The sequence below is a fragment of the Bacillus sp. ISL-47 genome (genome assembly GCF_018613175.1).
Taxonomy (GTDB): Bacteria; Bacillota; Bacilli; order Bacillales; family Cytobacillaceae; genus Cytobacillus.
The window spans coordinates 113,342-131,817 of sequence record NZ_JAGGQS010000002.1 but is presented as its reverse complement, the minus strand read 5'-3'; the positions used below and the strand labels follow the sequence as shown (position 1 = coordinate 131,817).

Sequence of the window (18,476 nt, the reverse complement as noted above, 5' to 3'; positions counted from 1 at the left end):
AATTGTCCAATTTTGGAAACCTTAACCCTTATTAAATGAAACGTGGATATATAGCTCATATCCTAAACCAATCCATGATCCTACGGAGGTGTGAAGTATTGGCAAATAAGATTGTAAATTTATGTATATATTTTACGCCCAGAGATGGGGTCGAAAGTATTGACATTGAAAATGATGTAAAAAGGGCATCGTTAATTTGGAATCAATGCGGAATCGAATTCAAGGTTAAGAAGAAGTTTACATCAATTGACTTGCCGGATTTGGCAAATTTTTCATTTGCTGATAAAGAAATAACCCATTGTGGAGACTTAACAAATGCTCCAAATACGGCAGTGAATATAAGGCTTGAAAAAATGTTAGCATTTCGTCCGGAATGTGATGAAACGGATGTTGCTGTCTATTATGTGAGCGGAAAAACGTTTTCAGATGGAACCACAACCTCCTGTTTCTACCCTCAACAAGTCGCTGGAAAAAAGCTGTTCTCTATTGTATTAACAACCGGTGCGATAAATACAGATTATCTTGCCCATGAGCTTGGACACGCATTATTTGTTCGTCCTAATGGCAACTATGATGATCCTGATCCGAAAAGGGATCCAGCAGATAAAATTCACAATACTGATCAATGTTACTTGATGCACGTTCCGGTAGGCGGGATTAAAATCACTCAACCACAATGTGTACTTGCGAATAAAAGCACCCTATTAAAGGAACCGATGCCACCTGCTGACCTGTTTCGATTAATTAAAATCGATGGTACTTTGTTTATTAACGACTATGATTGGCCTGATGATGATGACTCTAAAACCTTTGTCTTACCCCATAAAGAGTTGAAGGTGAATCCCTTCAATATAGTGAATACTTGGGAGTTCACACATGTTGTCGATGAAGTTCGGGTCAAGGTGATACTAGAGTTTTGCTGGAGTATGAATTCCTCCATCACTCTTAATTCTTTCTTATTCCTATATGAAGGGGTCAATGGCAAGACGACCGATGATCTTGATGGGCTTCAATTATCAACGGATATCATTCCTAAGGATGCTCAAAATTTTGCGGTTGAATCGAATGTTATTAATGTAGAAGAAGATGAAGTTGATGATATTGGGTATTTAGAGTTATTTATTTCTAACGATATAGACCCGAACCCATAAGGAGGTTAGAAAATTGAGTAACAAGTGTGTAAAACTTTGTATCTATATAACTCGCGGTGTCAGCAAGAGTGATAAAGACATTCTGGAAGACGTACGTAAAGCTTCAGCCATTTGGACTCAATGCGGGGTTGAATACAGGATCAAAAACAGGTTTACACCTATACAGTTACCAGATCTGAACGTTTCTTTTCAAAACAAAGAAATCACATTTTGCGGCACTCTATCGAATGCTCCGGATACGGCAGCAAATGCTAAGCTTAAACAATTATTGGCTGTTCGGAAAGAATGCACGGAAGATGAAATTGCTGTCTATTATATCGGGGGAGATACTTTCGAAGATGGCGTATCAACCTCTTGTTTTTACTTCCAAGAAGTCGATAACCAGAAGCGATTCTCAGTATTATTAACAAATGGCGCCACTTCCGATCATTTAGCTCATGAACTTGGACATGCTCTATTGGTTCGTGAAAATGGAAAGTATGATGATCCCATTAATCCGGATCCAGCTGATAAGATCCACAACACGGATCCATGTAATTTAATGAATAAAGCAATAAAAGGTATTAATATAAAGGAGAGACAATGTGTAATTGTGAATGACAGTCCGCTTTTAAAAGAGTGGTCGCCGCCTTCAGATATGTTCAGGAACATTCATGTGCGGGGCAGTTTATTTATCAGGGACGATGATTCATCTATATTTGATGCTCATGCAGCTGATACAGAAACCCATATCATTAAGCCCTTTGTAGAAAAGCTTGGACCTTTGAAAACGCATGAAGCTTATGCTATTGGCATTTTTACGACGGATGAAGTCCAAATCTTTATTGATTACGACTGGACATGGAATTTTGATTCCTCTATAACACTCGAAATAGGCATGCGTTTATATGAAGATGATGATATAGTTAGCGGACTCATTTTCGATGACCTCGATGGCAAGAACTCAAAAATAGTTAAAATACCAAAAGATGCTGTTGATTTTGAAGTGAAATTAAATGTTTTGAACGAGGATGAAAATGAATCAACGTTTGGAAGCCTTAAGCTTTTTATTTCTAACGAGATAGGCTTTTCAGGAGACAATTAACTCATAGATTTTTATTATAAAGGAGAAGGCATAGTAGCTGGAAGTTACAGCGTTCTTGAGGTTCACATAAGTTGGATATAAAGACAAAAAGCCTATTCATCCAGCGATGAAAGGCTTTTTGTATGTAATCACTCTTTCGTCAGAACAGACAGAACTTCATCGGTGATTCTTTGCGCTTCCTGCTCTAATGCAGCGGGAAGGGCGGTAGCGATCGGGTGAAATACTTCAACGATATGGTAATTCTTGAATCCCTGTACCTGGGTGGCAGTTATTCCTTGTACGAAGAAATTGACGGAAACAGATTGCATGTCGTTGTAGCCGGCTTCGGAAACTGAGTGTCATGTAAGCTAGAATATCCCATTTTACTCCTTCAGATTATTAGCCTCTCAAGTTATTGTAGCCCTAAAAATGTTCTTATGCTCTTGCCTAGGTATGTAAAATCATGATATTCACCTGGTGGAACTCTACCTTTAAGCAAAAAAGTGATTTGAGTGTGAAAAATAGAAGTATTTACACCGTCTTAGCATGAGATTATTTTTTATGAATATAAATTAACTAAATATAGTATCTATAATTTTGCCTGAATTAAACTTTTACTCATGGGTTTTTAGCCTATTATATGGGAATCCCCATATAAATTTATTATCAAAACTAGCAATTTATAAAGATGAAACTATTTGCCAGAAATAATATCAGGAGCAGGAGGCAAGAGAAAATGGAAAGTAATACTTTAAAAGATAAATGCATATTGATAACTGGAGCGAGCCGTGGAATTGGGAAAGCTATAGCCCTGGCATGCTCAAGTCAAGGTGCCAATGTAATTTTAACTGGGAGAAATACTGAAAAATTAGAAGCAGTATGTCAAGACATACAGATGAAAGGAGGAAAGGCGCAATATTTTGTATTTGACTTACAGGATGAAATCTCAATTCAAAATAATATAAATACAATTTTACACCAAGTGGGAGATGTAGATGTTCTAATTAATAATGCTGGTATGGGCCACTGGTCAAAAATAGATGATACCTCTATAGAAATATGGGACCAGGTAATGAATGTAAACTGCAGATCAACATTTCTGATGTGTAAGCTTTTGTTGCCGCATATGTATAAGAAAAAGCAAGGCCATATCATTAACATTTCTTCCGTAATGACTACTCGCAGTGTTCAAAACCTGGCTGCGTATATCTCCTCGAAGGCAGCAGTAGATGCATTTACAAAATGCTTGTATGCAGAAGCAAAACAGCACAATGTAAAAGTCACATTATTATCCCCTTCTCAAGTTGATACCGAATTTCGCGATAATATGACGGAAAGGGCTCCAATGAGTTCCAGCCAGAAGGCAAAAATGCTTCAGCCAGCAGACGTTGCAGATGCAATAATATGGTTATTAAATACCTCACCTAGGTCAATTCCCGTATCCCTAAATATTGAAATGCAGGGTGAACAATAATTTAGAAAAAAGTTATCTATTTTTTAAAACAAATTGTATACAATTTGTATATTTAATGTCTACCACTCATATATTTAAATGACAGCCAGTCTTTCATCTTGAATATTTGCAATATAAACAATACTCAATAAATAAAGATTGCTATGAAATAAAATAACAGGTGATAGAATATGTCCAATGCTCAAAGAGCTTATGAAGCAATTAAGGAAAAAATTTTAACTGGTTCTTATGAACCAGGACAAACATTAACTGAGCATCAGCTAGTTGACGAATTGGAGATGAGCAGAACACCAATTAGGCAGGCATTGCACAAGTTAACGATTGAAAATCTATTGAAAAGCCATCCAAATAAGGGTGTAGTAATAAAACAAATGACAGCAAAGGAAATACAGGATTTATTTGAATTTAGGTATGTGCTGGAAAAACATGTGTACGAACAACTATTTGCGCAAAATAAAGTGAAGGAGGCTTATACCCAGTTAACTGAAATACAAACCTCATTGAAGAATACAAGTCTTGATGCTCTGACAATTATGAAAATAGATCACCTGTTTCATAAAAAAGTAATTGAACTAACTGGAAATAGTTTGATTTTAGCCAATATGGAAAATATTCGTGACCAAATCCTATTAATCGGGACGAAAATCCTGTCATCATCTAAAAACGTTAACTTTGAATCAAACAAAGAACATGATGAAATATTAGAGGCTTTGAGGAAAGAAGATTTAAAAGAAGTTATTAACAAGGTTAATAGGCACATTGAAAACACTCATAAAAGAATATTATTAGTTTAATGCAGTTTAATAATTTAGGGGGTATTTTAATTTATGAAAAAAAGGTTTTTTTCATTAATTTTGCTTTCGGTGCTGATGTTACTTGTGTCTGCTTGTGGGTCTAATAATACTTCTAATCAAACACCTAAAGGGGAAGACGATGGCTCATCTAACAGTGATAAAGCCGTAGAATTATCAATTGGTCTGCCAGGTGCTGAAGATCATCCATTTACGGTAGCTGCTAATAAATTTAAAGAGGTTTTGGATGATGCCGGTGGAGGAGCTTTTGATGTTAAGATTTTTCCTAATTCACAGCTTGGCGGAGAAAGGGAGACGGCCGAATCAGTTCGTATGGGCAGTTTAGATATGACAGTAGTAACAGTTGATGGAGCTATGCCTGCATGGATTCCAGAGACTCAAGTTTTTACAGTTCCGTACATTATTCGTGACAGGGAGCATGCATATAAAGTTTTAGAGGGAGAAGTAGGTCAATTGTTAACAAAAAGAGCAAATGAAGAGGGATGGGAGAATCTGGGCTACTGGGAATTAGGGGTTAGACATTTTACAAATAATGTAGGACCTGTAGAAAGTCCAGAAGATTTAGAAGGACTAAAAATGCGTGTTCAGGAGTCAAGAGTTTGGTTTTCCCTGATTAACGCATTAAAGGCAACTCCAACACCTATTGCTTTTAATGAATTATATTCTGCATTAAGCCAAGGGGTAGTTGATGGGCAAGAAAACCCATTGCCTACAATTGCTGCGCAAAAATTTTATGAAGTACAAAAATATTTATCACTTGATGGACACACTTATACTCCGGCGTTTGTTCTTATCAGTCAGAAAAAATGGGCCAGCTTGACAGATGAGCAAAAAAAGTTAGTTCAGAAGGCAGTTGATGAAACAACACCATATATTCGAAATTGGATTGTTGAACAGGAAGAACAGCTTGTCTCAGAACTTAAAGAGAAAGGAATGGTCATTTCAAAGCCGGATTTAGAAAAATTTAGAGAAGCAACGAAAGAAATACCAGGGGAGATTTCAGACATTGTACCAAAGGATTTAATAGATAAAGTAGTTAACACCAAGTAAGTAAGAAAATAGTGAAGATATCCGACACTGAACGATTTGAAAGGTGTCAGGATATCTTCTTACAATCCTAATAAGGGGGCAAATCATGCAATGGGTTGATAACACCATACAAAAGATATTATCCTTCCTGCTTAGTATCTCTATAATTGTATTAACAATTTCAACTTTCTTACAAGTTTTCTCTAGGTTTGTATTTGATTTACCGCTGCCTTGGTCGACCGATGTGATAAGAATTTCTTTTTTCTATATCATTTTTATTTCCATGCCTCTCTTAATGAGTAAAAAAGAACATATCTCTATTGATATCCTGCTCAGTGTACTGCCAAAAAAAGTCACCAAGTATTTAGAGATTGCCATCCTTTTATTTATATTATTTTTTGCGATCGTTTTATGCATATCAGGTTATCAATTCATGCTGAATTCAGGGAGCCAGTTCATGCCTTATCTTAGAATAACCATGTTTTATGTTTATGCAGTTATCCCTTTTTCAAGCTTATTAGTGATCCTCTCAACAATCTTACTATTAGTCAAAGAGCTGAAGCAGCTTTTTTTAAAAACTGAGTAAAACATGGTGAAATTCAAAAAGTGAGGTGTATACTTTGCCAGGTTGGTTTATTTTCATTTTATTAATTTTTTTGCTTTTGGGAATCCCAATCGCATTTGCACTTGGGGGAATTTCTTCAATTAGTATCTTATTAGACGGCAGTCCCATTACCCAGATTGCGCAGGGGATGTTTACAGGTATAGACTCATTTCCCTTAATTGCTATCCCTCTATTCATTCTGGCTGGTGAATTAATGGCTAAAGGGGGGATGACTAGAAGATTAATTGATTTTGCCAACTCATTAGTTGGTCATTTTCCTAGCGGTCTTGCTATTGTTAGTGTTCTTGCATGTATATTATTTGCTGCGATTACAGGTTCTGCTATTGCAGCAACCGCTGCTGTTGGCGGAATAATGATTCCCATCATGAAAAAAGAAGGCTACGATGTTAAGTTTGTGGCCCCATTGCTAGCTTGTGCAGGTACAATTGGCCCTATTATTCCACCAAGTATTCCTTTATTAATTTATGGAACATCAGCAAATGTATCGATCGCGGAGTTATTTATTGGTGGAATTATACCAGGAATATTAATGGGGATTGGGCTTATCATTGCAAGTTTTATAATAGGCAAAGCAAGGCGTTATAAGGGCAGAGATAAGAGAGCAGAACTAAAAGTTGTTCTTATAACTGGTAAAGATGCCGTCTTAGCCCTATTGACACCGCTTATTATTATAGGTGGTATTATTAGCGGCAGCTTCACTGCTACAGAGTCAGCGGTAATTGCTGTATTTTACGCTTGGATAATCAGTATGTTTATTTATAGGGAATTAAAAATTAAGGATTTGTATGAAACATTTAAAAGTTCGGCGATTTTAACTGGACAAATACTAATTATCGTTTCTGCGGCTGGGCTGTTTACACGATTACTTACGATCAACCAGGTTCCTCAAAAAGTATCTGATTTCATTCTTTCATTTGCAGATTCACCAGGTATTTTCTTATTGGTTATTAACATAATTCTATTAATTGCAGGCACTTTTATTGATACTACTAGTGCAATTGTCGTTTTCACACCAATTTTCATGCCAGTCGTGCAATCATTTGGTCTGGATCCGGTTCATTTTGGCGTATTAATGACAATGAACCTGAGTATTGGTATGGTGACACCTCCTCTGGGAGTTTGTCTTTTTGTAGCCTGCAGCATTGGTAAGATTTCAATTAAGGAAATGGTATTATCAAAGGATTTATGGATCTTTATCTGTGTCTTAATTCTAGTTCTTGGCTTAGTAACTTATATACCGTCGCTCGTATTATTTGGAGTGGAGCTATTTACGTAAAATGTACAGCGAGTGGAGAAGTTCGTGGTCGACAGGGTTAACTGCGTCTACTCTGGCTTGTTCAGTACCCGTATTAATAATATCCCAATCCGCCATTCAAAATAACCTTAACACATTTGAAATTTCTTCATGGATTTTTGGCTCATATTTGATGGCAGGTGTATTGGGGCTTATTTTTTCTATCTATTTTAAATTACCTATTTGCGGGTCTCCATCTGTTCCAGCGGCAGTATTTTTAGGGACAGCATTGAACGGGTTATCTATAAACGAGGCAGCTGCATTATATTTGCTTTCAGGACTTTTGGTTATATTAATTGGTTTCACCAAAATATTTAAATATATTCTAAAACTTATTCCATATGAAGTTGTAATGGCCATGACAGCAGGGCTAATATTCCAGTACATGTTTCAAATATATAGAGGTTTTTCATTTAATTTTCTACTGGCTCTATTTACAGTGAGTGGGTTTTTAATAACCAAATCTTATTTTAGGAATATTCCGGCTATGTTAGGTGCGATTATTCCAAGTACTATTGCTTATATCCTTTTTTATGGTTTTCCAAGGCCTAAATTTGATCATATACATTTTTTACCTAAAATAATTAAACCAGAGTTTAACCTGGAAGCCATACTTCCCTTATTGTTACCTATGATTTGTTTAATTCTATTTACCGAACTCTTTCAAGGAATGGAATCGATCCACTTTCAAGGCTATCATACACCAGCGAATCAAATGGTAACATTTTCTGGGATTGCTATTGTTCTTGCTTCCTTTCTCGGCAGTCATGGAGCTAATACTGCTGGAGCATTGACAACTTTGTGCTCTTCTGACGAAGCAGGTGAAAAACATCAAAGATATCGTGCTTCGATCATTGTCTCTATATTAATGGTGCTCTTTGCCTTATTAAGCCCATTTTTAATATCTATTGTAACTGTTATTCATATCGAGTATATCTTTTTGCTTACTGGGATCGCTATGTTACCTGTTTTAGCAATTGCCATGGATATTAGTTTTTCAAAAAGCAGCTCTTTCTTTTCAGTGATTTTTACTCTTTCTCTATCCATGACGAACACTTTTTATTTGCAAATCCACTCTTCCTTTTGGGCCATTGTGGCTGGTACATTCATTTATTATGTATTTGAAAAAGAAGGAAAAGGAAAACTCACTAATTGTTTACAAATACTATCCAATAAAACAAAAAAATTGAGAGGGGAATAAAAATGAAAAATATTTTATCGTTAAAGATAATGGGATTAGAAAAAACAGAGGAGCTATCTTTTGAGGTTCTTACTCTAATCAATTTTGGATATGGAGGACGTGATAGCAGTCAGATTCAAGCCCATATAGATGAGGTAAAAGAATTAAATTTACCAGTACCTGGTGTTGTGCCAACCGTTTTTCCGCTTAGTAATCATCTGATCACGACAGAAAAGCTTGTTCAGGTTCAACATGGTAAAACAAATGGGGAGGTTGAGTTTGTTCTACTTTATCAAGACAATAATTGGTATGTAGGAGTTAGCAGTGATCATACTGACCGTTATTTAGAATCCTATGCCATCCCTCATTCCAAGCAAGCTTACCCAAATTTCATGGCTAATGAAGTTTGGAAGGTTGAAGATGTAATGGAGCACTGGGATCAAATACAAATAAATTCATGGATTACAGACAATGGTGAACGCAAGCATTATCAGTCTGGAACATTTGCAGATATCTTGCCTTTGGAGTTTTGGAAAAAAAGATTAGTAGAATTAAACGTACTGGAGTCGGGAGTTGTTGTCTTAACAGGAACGGTTGCCACTATTGAAAGGAATTTATTATTTGGTGAAAAGTTTGAATATGAGATTGCGGATCCCATTTTAAACCGAAAAATAAGCTCTTTCTATAATCTGGTCGAGTTAATGCCCCCATTAGAGTAAAGTAACGTTAATGTAAGGCTGTTTTCGCAAAGTTTGTTGCTTACTAACTAGTTTTAATTACTGAGTTGATTGGAGCGGGAGGCACTTGACTCCTGCGGGAAGAGAGGGAGCGGGAGACCCCGCAGGCGTGAAACGCCGAGGAGGCTCCCGTTCCTCCCCGCGGAAAGCAAGTGACTGGAGAGGAAGGCAACGGGCAAGCTTAATGGTCCAAAAACACAATCTATTCAAAAAGAGCCTAATGTAAAAACAAAAAAGAAAATAGAAGAGCGAAAAGGTGGCAAAACAGCTTTATTAACAACGGAGCAATGAATTGGGAGAAAGAACAGTTTGGCATGATTTGAAAAACGGCTTGATATCCGAGGAACATGCAAAGAAGTACTACAAACAGGGAGCTTTATAAAAGGAGAAGACTAATGACCACAAACCAATACTTAGCTAAATATGGTTATAATGAAAAAAAGTTAAACCAATTAATCGATTTAAATGTTTTAAGACAACAGCAAGAAGCCTTAAATAAAAGAGTTAGAGAAATCTATACGATCTCAGGCATTGAAAATTATCAGCCTATTTTTAGCCATATCCAGAAAGGGGATTAATATGACTTCTGAAATCTTAAAAATGAGTCTATCGGAAGTGTCAAAACAGATTAAAAATAGATCTGTATCACCTGTAGATGTTGTTAAAGCTGCGATTGATGAAGTCAAAAATAGGGATGTGGAAATCAACTCTTTCATTACATTAACAGAAGATAAAGCGATTGAGGAAGCACAGGTAGCAGAAAGCAGTATACAAAAAGGTATATATAAAGGACCGCTTCATGGCATTCCGATTGGTCTTAAAGACTTGATAAATGTGAAAGGTGTACCCACAACCGTTGGTTCAGAAATTTATAAAGATTATATCCCAAATGAAGATGCGGAAATAGTAAATAAACTTAGAAATAGCGGGGCAATTAATCTTGGAAAATTAAATATGCATCAGTTTGCTTATGGGACAACAGGAGATCGTTCTTTTTTTGGCCCAGTAAAAAATCCGCATGATCCAACCAGGGTTACAGGCGGATCAAGTGCGGGCTCGGGTGCTGCTGTAGCAGCGAATTTTATTTATGGTTCTATTGGTTCTGATACAGGCGGGTCTATTCGGATTCCTGCTTCCTGTTGTGGAATAGTTGGTATGAAACCAACCTTTGGGATCGTGAGTAAACGCGGGGCTTTCCCTTTGTGCTGGACTCTGGATCATTTAGGTCCAATGACCAGAACTGTAAAAGATAATGCATTAATGCTAAATGCTATTGTGGGTCATGATTCACAGGATCCATATTCCATAAAAACAAAAGATGAAGATTACACAAAAGATATAGGAAAGTCATTAAAGGGATTGACGATTGGAATCCCAAAAAACTTTTATTTTGACATTATTCAAGATGAAGTTTATTTATCATTTAAGCAAACTGTTCAGGATATAGAGAATTGCGGAGTTACAGTAGAGTATATTGAAATACCACATATGGAAGAATTACTCACCGCCCAGCAGGTAATCTTAACAGCTGAAGCATTTTCTGTACTTGAAAAAGATTTCCGGCAGCAGCCTGAAAGGATTGAAGAAGAACTTCGATCAAGAATAGCACTTGGCATGGGCGTGTCTGCCAGTGATTATTTACAAGCATTAAAGATTAAAAATCTTGCAATAAGTACATTTACAAAACTATTTAACGATGTTGATATTTTTATGACACCAACTCTTCCAGCTTTACCTGATCTGATTGATAATAGAGAAATTGATGTTCAAGGAAATAAGGAGCATCCAAAATTATATAATAGACTAACTGGACCGATGAATACAACTGGATTCCCAGCTTTATCTGTCCCAGGATTGCCAGTAGGAAAAATTCCAGTAGGAATACAATTTTTTGGAGCGCCGTTCTCGGAAAAGTTACTTTACCGCATGGGATCGGCAGTGGAGTCACTATATATTCAGAAACAAAAACAATCCATAAACCATTTTTTATAACCAGTGGGCTTAATTTAAGAAATCTCAAATAAATAAAGGACAAAACATAGTATATATGACTAATATGTTTTGTCCTTTTGTTTTTAGATGTTATGAAACTCTGAAATGTGAATGGCCTTTTTGGCAATGGATAAAGAGAGATAAAAAACCTTCCATCAAGCGATGAAAGGCTTTTTGTCTGTACTCATTCTTTCGTCAGAACAGCCAGAACTTCACCGGTGATTCTTTGCGCTTCTGTCTTCAATGCAGCGGGAAGGGCCGTAGCGATTGGGTGAAACACTTCTACGATACTATAGTCCTTGAATCCCTGTACCTGGGCAGCAGTTGTTCCCTGTACCATAAACTTATCGGTACAGATCGCTGCAGAAGGGATGCCGAGTTTTTCTGAATAGATTCCATCAAGCACACTGCTTGAGCTGCATGACCCTCAGTCGCCGACACCAGCTACAACGGCATGGCATGACTTCAATTGATCGAGCATAGCGTCCGGAAACGGCAGGGAAGGGTTCTTCTTATCGAACCAGACGACCTCCGCATGATGGTTTTCCCGAAACTCTTCAGCCAATGCTAATAGGAATACATCCGAATTTCTTTTTCCGTTGTTGATAAAGGCAACTCTTTTTCCGCTTACATCGGATAGCCTGGGAGCCAAATGGTTTTCTGTTTCCACAGGACCTTCGGTGGGATCAAGTACAATAACCTTATCTGTCAGAATCAATTCTTTTCCTCCTTTCGCAATTTTCTATCCGCTGCGAGTCAAACTGACCCGTATTAGCAATCACTTCATGTAAAGCCTGACAAACGAACCGGCTTCGTAACCGCAATGGATTGACTGACACTTCCCCATCCTGGGATGAAAGAAGAGAATCTTCCGGCAGGACCGCCTCCGGTTACCAGCAGGAGATCATCCGGGGAAGGGAAGGCTGGTACCCATTCGTCTTCTCCATCAGCCACTGGTTCCAGTCTCAAACCAAATGGATAAAACTCCGATTTTTTTCTTCTGGCATGTTCGAAAAGAAAATCCTTTACTTTGGCTTTATCCCATCCATTTTCCAATAAAGTGGCTACATGTTCCGGGCAAAGCACAAGCGCACATTGCGTGCTTCTTTGCATATGGAAGGTTGCCAGATTTGTCATCATGTCCGCAATAGACATAAGAATCCCTTCCGGCGTATGTGCGACATGGTTATTAATCTGGTGAGGCCCTTCGGAAGCAAAAGCAGTCACTGTGCTATCACTTCGATTAAAGCCCCTCTCTACATGAAGGGGATCCCATTCAGGAACATCCGCTTCCCCCATGCAAAAGCTGATTTTTCCTGGATGCCCGATTGTCGTTTGGTCGAATTGAGAGGAGCCGCCTGCATTCTTCATGATCAGGCCAATCGCCCGCCCAATCGTTGCGTTGGCGCGATGGGCGCCTCCCATGAGATTTTTCCCGGTATTGAGCCCAATTTGATGAATAATCGGACCGTTCACAATCAAAAGGATCGAAGCGCCCCCTGTACTTGCTGTAGGACCGTGGACTCCAAACTGCGGATCCAGCACCGCTTCCATTGCTGCCATGACAACAGGCATATAGGCAGGAATGCAGCCCGCCATTACGGCATTAATGGCCATTTTTTCAGCGGTAATGAACCGGTTTCTCTCAGGGATCGTTCCTACAATGTCTGATGGCTGAGCTTTCACATAATCAAGCATTGCTTGGACTCTCTCAGGGGTAGGGGGGATAATCGGTAGACCATCAGTCCAGCCCTTTTCGAAAAAGTGGTCTACTGCCTCCTGTGCTAGGTTGAATTCTAGTGTTTTGGAAGAAAGTTGGGTCATTGTGTCACCTCCTATATAAATACTTTTTCTGCCATTCTATTATATCGTATTTAAGTTAATTTATAAAAATATTTAGACAATTTAAACAACAAATGTATTTGATTTAATCAGAACAAAATCTTATATATCCTCAACAAGGAAAGGTTTGTCGTATTGCCGGGATATTAACAGGAGCTATACAGGATTGTCATAGAGCTATCGTTAGAGGAATGAGTTTTTAAATCTAATTCTTGCCCGTTTTCGTTGAACCTCAGACTTCATCCTGAATAGTATATGGGCAGAGAGAGTGTACCTAACTTTACTCGTGGGAATTTTATCTTTTGGGAAGTGAAGATCATGCAGAATTTTTATACAGTGCGTTCAGGTGATACGTTGTACGGGATCTCCAGCAGGTGGGGAATTCCGGCCGATTCCCTTATTGCTGCAAATCATTTGAAGCCTCCTTACACGATTTATATAGGTCAACAGCTGTCCGTTCCACCTGCGGAGCATGGGGGCCTGGCCCCCGGTTCGTTAAATTGTTACCGTACTTGGGGAACAGGCCCCCCACACTATTTAAACGATCCTTCCTCCAAATAATACTGAATCGATTCATTCACTCATCAAACAATACGAAACCCAAATTTCTAAAAATAAAACGGAAACATGTTCAAAGGAAACTTGCGAAGAGCTCAATAAAAACTCCGAAATCAATGAACTAGTTCTGTACTTTAATGACCGCCAAAATATTCTATTATTTAATGGAGAAGAAGCCATCATCACCCCAACCCAGGCAAACATGATCAGACACTTCCTGCTATCCTCCAGCAAGGAGAATCCATGCACGCGAACCACCATGCGTGATTATTTTGGAAGGACTGGAAGTAATGGGGAGGTAAAGAAGAACACCTTTATCAAATCCATTGAAAGGCTTAGAGTCCGCTTAAGATCTTTAGAAATGCCTGAGATTATTGATGTTACCCAGTACAGGGGAGAGACTGGTTATTATTTTAATGAGCCCATTCCATATACTGTCCTGTTCATGGTGGATGATGCTATTGGGGATGATTATATAAGCGGATGAAGGGATGTCAGTATCTTTTAAAATAAAAGGGTAGCTTCCTATTTCATCAGAGTCTTTAAAACCGTTTATGACCTCCCAGCAAGCCAGCTGGCTTTGATACCCTGGCTGTCCCGCAACAATGATTTTTGGAAAGCAACATTCGTTCATTTTGTTGCTGAAAAATATTAAAAGAAAATAACCGCAGCCAGCATTCACTTTGCCGGCCGCGGTCTTTTTCATTCCTGAATATTAATTAACGGTTCTAAATCCATCTGGTAGTTAACCTTGATCTGCAGATTTCTCCATTTTTCCCTCCATTCTTTTTTCTCTATCGGCCTTGAGAAAGGGGTTAATGTTCTGGCTCCAATGTTTAACGGGTCGGTTTGCCACTCCTGGTTTTTTTGCAGAAATGCTTTGGTTTGGGTTTCAAGATAGGATTTAATTTCATTAGTGATCTCTGCTAAATCATCCAAATCATTAAGATTCTTTTCACCCTGATACTCATCTATTCTGCCTTTCAGCTCTACTTTTATATTCATTTCTGTTAAGTCCTGGTTGAAGGTGACATCTACATTTGTGCGCACATGGCCTAATACGACAGATAGTTTTGGTATGGGAAGGTATTTTAAATAATAATCATTCCCTATAAGCTGGTAGATTTCATCATCTGAATCAGTAACGACAGAGATTAGCTTGTCATTTTGAAAAATAGCTGTACCTTCATAATTGAGATTTCCATTCTCTGCCTTGAACACTGGCAGGATTGGATCAGAAAAGGGGGAATACAGCTTTTGCATGAATTGATGCAGATTTACAATCGACAGCTGGCCTTGCCGCTTTCTCTCGTAATGTTTTAACATGCGATAAAGGAAGTAATCCAGGTTTTCCTGGCTTTCTATTTCTTCCTTAATATAATCTTTAACATCTCCCTGAACGATAACGAGATAGAGTCGCTGAGAAATGTCAGGATCCGTAAATATGGTATTAATAATTGGCCTCAATCCTTTTTTTGCAAGTTCTTCATTAATTAACAGAACCCGAAGCTGCCCAACCTTCAACTCTCTGTAATACCTTAGGTTAAAGCCTTTTCCGCTTTGTTTCAGCAGGTCTACCTGCATGGTCAGGATGCGTTTTTTTTCCTGAACTAAAGGAGGTACGACTGTGGTTGCCTCAAGCTTTCCCTCTTCGGTGGCATTCAGTGACCAAAAAATCACTGGAGCAATTTCTTCAATTTCGTTATTTTCCAGATAAGGAGAACATCCAGTGATCAAGATCACACAGTATACTATAGTCATCCATAAAGACTTTTTTAAATATGCCATATTCTATAAGCCCCTCTTTTTTCTGCTGAAAATAAGAAGGAATAAGGGGACCAGAAGGTACGTAAGGGAACTGCACCATATTTCAAGATTAAGGAATAAGCTTTGATGTTCTTCTCTCCAGATCCATTTGTTTGCGGCAATTAGCCATACTGAGGCGATGATGCAGATGATTTGAATTCCCCATTTGGAATGACTGGTTTGCAGCTTTTTCCCTAAAATGCGCAGAGCCCCATAAAAACATAGCAAAAAGATTGAAACCCCAAACACTAAATTGAAGATATTCAAACATATCAAAATGATATCAACTCTTTCAAATATTGGCGATTGAAGGTATCTAGCCATCGTAACAATAGGAAATTTGCTTAAGCTTAAGAACTTGGATCCAAAAAAGAATAGAGAAGCTATAAATAAAACCAGGTATTCTAACACTGATAATGTATTGGCAAATGTAAAATATTTAAGAAAGCTGCCTCTTGGGTTCAGTAAATGAGCGATACAAACGATATATTCCGGACCGGACAAAGATGACCATATGAGCAGCAAGCCCTTCCAGGAAATATTTGACCAATCTTCAGGAATTAAAGGATATAGGTCGGGAAGTGAAGCAATGGGCGGCATGAAAAAAGTATAAAAAAGCAAGATCATCCATATGGAACAGAGAAAGGCGATTACGGAAAAACGAATGGCATTACTCATTCCCAGTGATGCTGTATAGCAGCAAACTGCCATGACAAATACAATCAGCCAATTTGGACTCATAGAGGGAAAAACAAATTGATGAATAATTTCAACGTATCCTAATGTGACAACCGTTACTTTAATTCCAATCACAACCATGCCGACTGCTGCAAAAACACGAATCATCCATTGTCCGAATAGATGTACAAAACCTGGATATCCTTTTGAAGCATGCTCTGATGATAACCATTTTGATAACAGGATTAAATTTAATTGAGAGAATATGCCCACCAAAATAATACCCCATATCATATATGGGTGGGTTAAAACAGTTGGCATTACATATAAAAAATAAAGCAGCTGAAGCCGATTCGCGATAAAAAACACATAAATGCCACTAAATGAAGACGTGTTATTTTCTATAGAAATAGAAGTCATAAGATCATCTCCTTTTGCTGTAACGCCATTTCTGGAAAGGGTGCAAATGGTCGGGCCTGGTTTTCATTTTTGTTAAAGGGCCACGAATAAATAGGTCAATCCAATCTTTCCAGTATAAAGGAGCCACAGGGGCAAAATAGGGCTGCCTAAGTGATGTAAGACTGTTCAGATGTGCCAAAATGATGATCATCCCCAGGGCTATTCCAAATACTCCGAGAAAGGAAGAGAGGAGCAAAAATACAAATTGAATCATCGTGTTCGCTTTTGTCACGAGATAATTAGGGACTAGGAAGGAGGCAATTGCTGATACACCTACCAGCACAATCAGTACTTTGCTGGCAAAGCCAGCCTCTACGGCCGCCTGTCCAATGACAATTCCTCCGATTACGCCAAGTGTCTGACTGGATTTAGTCGGCATCCGCAAGCTGGCTTCTTTGATAATTTCGAGAATAATCAGCATGAGCAATGCTTCCCAAAATGGTGTAAACGGCAATTTACTTCTGGATTCTACTAAAACAAATAGAATTTGCAGGGGCAGCATTTGATAGTGATGGGTAGTCAGTGCTACATAGAGCGGGATAAGTGTTATCGATAAAATAAAGCTGATATAACGGATTAAGCGTAAGAAACTGGCGACAGGCCAGCGGTTAATATAGTCCTCCGGTGATTGGAACAGATGAAAGAATGTTACTGGGCCAATCAAAACGAAAGGAGTATTATCCACAAGAATAATCAGCTTGCCAATTCCTAAAGAATAAGCACAAACATCCGGCCGGTCGGTCTGCTGGAACTGTGGAAATATACTGTTCTGATGATCCTCCATAAAAGCAGCAATCTGAGAAGAATCAAAAAAAAGATCGAAATCGATTTTATTAATTTTTTCCTTGGCAATCGATACAAACTCGGGATTTGTTACGCCCTCCATATACATGAGGACAACCGTCGTTTCACTTAACGTACCTACCTGTAACTTTTCCGACTTTAATTCAGTAACCGGAAGCCTTCTGCGAATAAGGGTGATATTCGTATCCAGCTGCTCACTAAAGCTGTCTTTCGCCCCGTATAATATTGTTTCCGTGTCTGAAGTTTCAATTGAACGTCCCAGATTATTCGTGAGAAGGACACTCCACCATTGTTTCTTAAGCGAATCAAAAATAATAACGGACCCAGCCAGTAATTGTTTTTCTGCTTCCCCCAAAGTGAAAATTTCTTCTGCCTTAGAAGTTGAAATACAATCTTGGATTGACTCATTTGTACAATGGAGCACTGGTTCGAATAAAGCTTCATTCATTCTTTCCTGATTTATCAAAGTTCTTATGTAAATGAAGGTGAAACATTGACCTTTTGGTTTTTGCCTCTCAACGATTTCAGCGTCTTCCAGATGGGCTAAAATCTCCTTTAAAAGTCCCAGTGAGAGGTTTTGCTGTCCTTTTTGAAGTGTCTGCTTTTTTTCCTTTTTCCAAAACATGAAAATCCCCCACTGAAGTAAATTAAAGTTTAAGGCTCTAGAAAAAGTAAATGAATAGGTTGAGCTATACCTAGTATGCTGACTAATAGCAAAAATATGCCAGAGTAGGTGAAGAAATCAGTTTATGAGATGCAACAAAACATGGGGGCCTGTCCCCCGGTTCGTTAAATTGTTACCGTACTTGGGGGACAGGCCCAACACACTTTTTAGGATGAAACAAGAGCAGTGTTTGAGAAAGCAGAGGGATGTAAGATCCTTTCTGAGATCATCCATTATATGGACTTCGAAAAAAGAGAAAAGTTAAAAACAGGCGATGTCAGAAACTCCCCTTGGAAATTTTAAGAAGT

Annotated in this window: 17 protein-coding genes and 1 pseudogene; 12 read left to right on the top strand and 6 right to left on the bottom strand. The window is 38.2% G+C overall.

What is annotated here, in order from left to right; translation table 11 throughout:
* Window positions 1–98 precede the first annotated feature (98 nt).
* Both J7I93_RS01280 and J7I93_RS01275 read left to right on the top strand, forming a co-directional pair.
* Complete coding sequence (locus tag J7I93_RS01280) at window positions 99–1,151, top strand: hypothetical protein (protein WP_214722624.1); 1,053 nt, start codon at window positions 99–101, stop codon at window positions 1,149–1,151.
* Window positions 1,152–1,164: 13 nt separating this feature from the next.
* Window positions 1,165–2,235 (top strand): hypothetical protein, encoded by a 1,071-nt coding sequence (locus tag J7I93_RS01275; protein WP_214722623.1) that lies wholly within the window; start codon window positions 1,165–1,167, stop codon window positions 2,233–2,235.
* Window positions 2,236–2,363: 128 nt separating this feature from the next.
* On the opposite strand, the pseudogene J7I93_RS01270 reads toward J7I93_RS01275, so the two are convergent.
* Window positions 2,364–2,522: pseudogene (locus tag J7I93_RS01270) on the bottom strand (UGSC family (seleno)protein); the annotation flags it as partial.
* Between the two features lie 428 nt (window positions 2,523–2,950).
* Here J7I93_RS01270 and J7I93_RS01265 point away from each other — a divergent pair.
* From J7I93_RS01265 to J7I93_RS01225, 9 genes are all read left to right on the top strand, one after another.
* Entirely contained in the window at window positions 2,951–3,688 is a 738-nt protein-coding gene (locus J7I93_RS01265; RefSeq protein ID WP_214722621.1) for an SDR family NAD(P)-dependent oxidoreductase, read from the top strand.
* 170 nt (window positions 3,689–3,858) lie between these two features.
* Entirely contained in the window at window positions 3,859–4,482 is a 624-nt protein-coding gene (locus tag J7I93_RS01260) for a GntR family transcriptional regulator (protein ID WP_214722620.1), read from the top strand.
* Window positions 4,483–4,515: 33 nt separating this feature from the next.
* A complete protein-coding gene (locus J7I93_RS01255) occupies window positions 4,516–5,550 on the top strand; it encodes a DctP family TRAP transporter solute-binding subunit (RefSeq protein ID WP_214722619.1) in 1,035 nt (344 codons plus the stop codon).
* 85 nt (window positions 5,551–5,635) lie between these two features.
* Window positions 5,636–6,115, top strand: coding sequence for a TRAP transporter small permease (locus J7I93_RS01250; RefSeq protein ID WP_214722618.1), 480 nt, complete (start codon window positions 5,636–5,638; stop codon window positions 6,113–6,115).
* Between the two features lie 34 nt (window positions 6,116–6,149).
* Window positions 6,150–7,430, top strand: coding sequence for a TRAP transporter large permease (locus tag J7I93_RS01245; RefSeq protein ID WP_214722617.1), 1,281 nt, complete (start codon window positions 6,150–6,152; stop codon window positions 7,428–7,430).
* Window position 7,431: 1 nt separating this feature from the next.
* Complete coding sequence (locus tag J7I93_RS01240; protein ID WP_214722616.1) at window positions 7,432–8,649, top strand: benzoate/H(+) symporter BenE family transporter; 1,218 nt, start codon at window positions 7,432–7,434, stop codon at window positions 8,647–8,649.
* A gap of 2 nt (window positions 8,650–8,651) precedes the next feature.
* Window positions 8,652–9,347 carry a DUF2848 family protein gene (locus J7I93_RS01235; RefSeq protein WP_214722615.1) on the top strand — a complete coding sequence of 232 codons (696 nt, stop codon included), beginning with the start codon at window positions 8,652–8,654 and terminating at the stop codon, window positions 9,345–9,347.
* Window positions 9,348–9,760: 413 nt separating this feature from the next.
* A complete protein-coding gene (locus J7I93_RS01230; RefSeq protein WP_214722614.1) occupies window positions 9,761–9,943 on the top strand; it encodes a hypothetical protein in 183 nt (60 codons plus the stop codon).
* 1 nt (window position 9,944) lies between these two features.
* Window positions 9,945–11,357: an amidase gene (locus J7I93_RS01225; protein ID WP_214722613.1), complete on the top strand. Its 1,413-nt coding sequence runs from the start codon at window positions 9,945–9,947 to the stop codon at window positions 11,355–11,357.
* Between the two features lie 184 nt (window positions 11,358–11,541).
* Here the strand turns inward: J7I93_RS01225 and J7I93_RS25320 are convergent, their stop codons facing one another.
* Both J7I93_RS25320 and J7I93_RS01210 read right to left on the bottom strand, forming a co-directional pair.
* A complete protein-coding gene (locus tag J7I93_RS25320) occupies window positions 11,542–12,075 on the bottom strand; it encodes a UGSC family (seleno)protein (protein ID WP_285289054.1) in 534 nt (177 codons plus the stop codon).
* A gap of 65 nt (window positions 12,076–12,140) precedes the next feature.
* Entirely contained in the window at window positions 12,141–13,181 is a 1,041-nt protein-coding gene (locus tag J7I93_RS01210; RefSeq protein WP_214722610.1) for a hypothetical protein, read from the bottom strand.
* Between the two features lie 835 nt (window positions 13,182–14,016).
* Here J7I93_RS01210 and J7I93_RS25040 point away from each other — a divergent pair.
* On the top strand, window positions 14,017–14,244 hold the full coding sequence (locus J7I93_RS25040) for a hypothetical protein (protein ID WP_214987732.1): 228 nt from the start codon (window positions 14,017–14,019) through the stop codon (window positions 14,242–14,244).
* 215 nt (window positions 14,245–14,459) lie between these two features.
* Here J7I93_RS25040 and J7I93_RS01195 read toward each other — a convergent pair whose 3' ends face one another.
* The 3 genes from J7I93_RS01195 to J7I93_RS01185 are packed head-to-tail and all read right to left on the bottom strand — an operon-like array spanning window position 14,460 to window position 18,129.
* Window positions 14,460–15,545 (bottom strand): Ger(x)C family spore germination protein, encoded by a 1,086-nt coding sequence (locus tag J7I93_RS01195; protein WP_214722608.1) that lies wholly within the window; start codon window positions 15,543–15,545, stop codon window positions 14,460–14,462.
* 3 nt (window positions 15,546–15,548) lie between these two features.
* Window positions 15,549–16,661, bottom strand: coding sequence for a GerAB/ArcD/ProY family transporter (locus J7I93_RS01190; RefSeq protein WP_214722607.1), 1,113 nt, complete (start codon window positions 16,659–16,661; stop codon window positions 15,549–15,551).
* 4 nt (window positions 16,662–16,665) lie between these two features.
* Window positions 16,666–18,129 carry a spore germination protein gene (locus J7I93_RS01185; RefSeq protein ID WP_214722606.1) on the bottom strand — a complete coding sequence of 488 codons (1,464 nt, stop codon included), beginning with the start codon at window positions 18,127–18,129 and terminating at the stop codon, window positions 16,666–16,668.
* Between the last annotated feature and the right edge of the window lie 347 nt (window positions 18,130–18,476).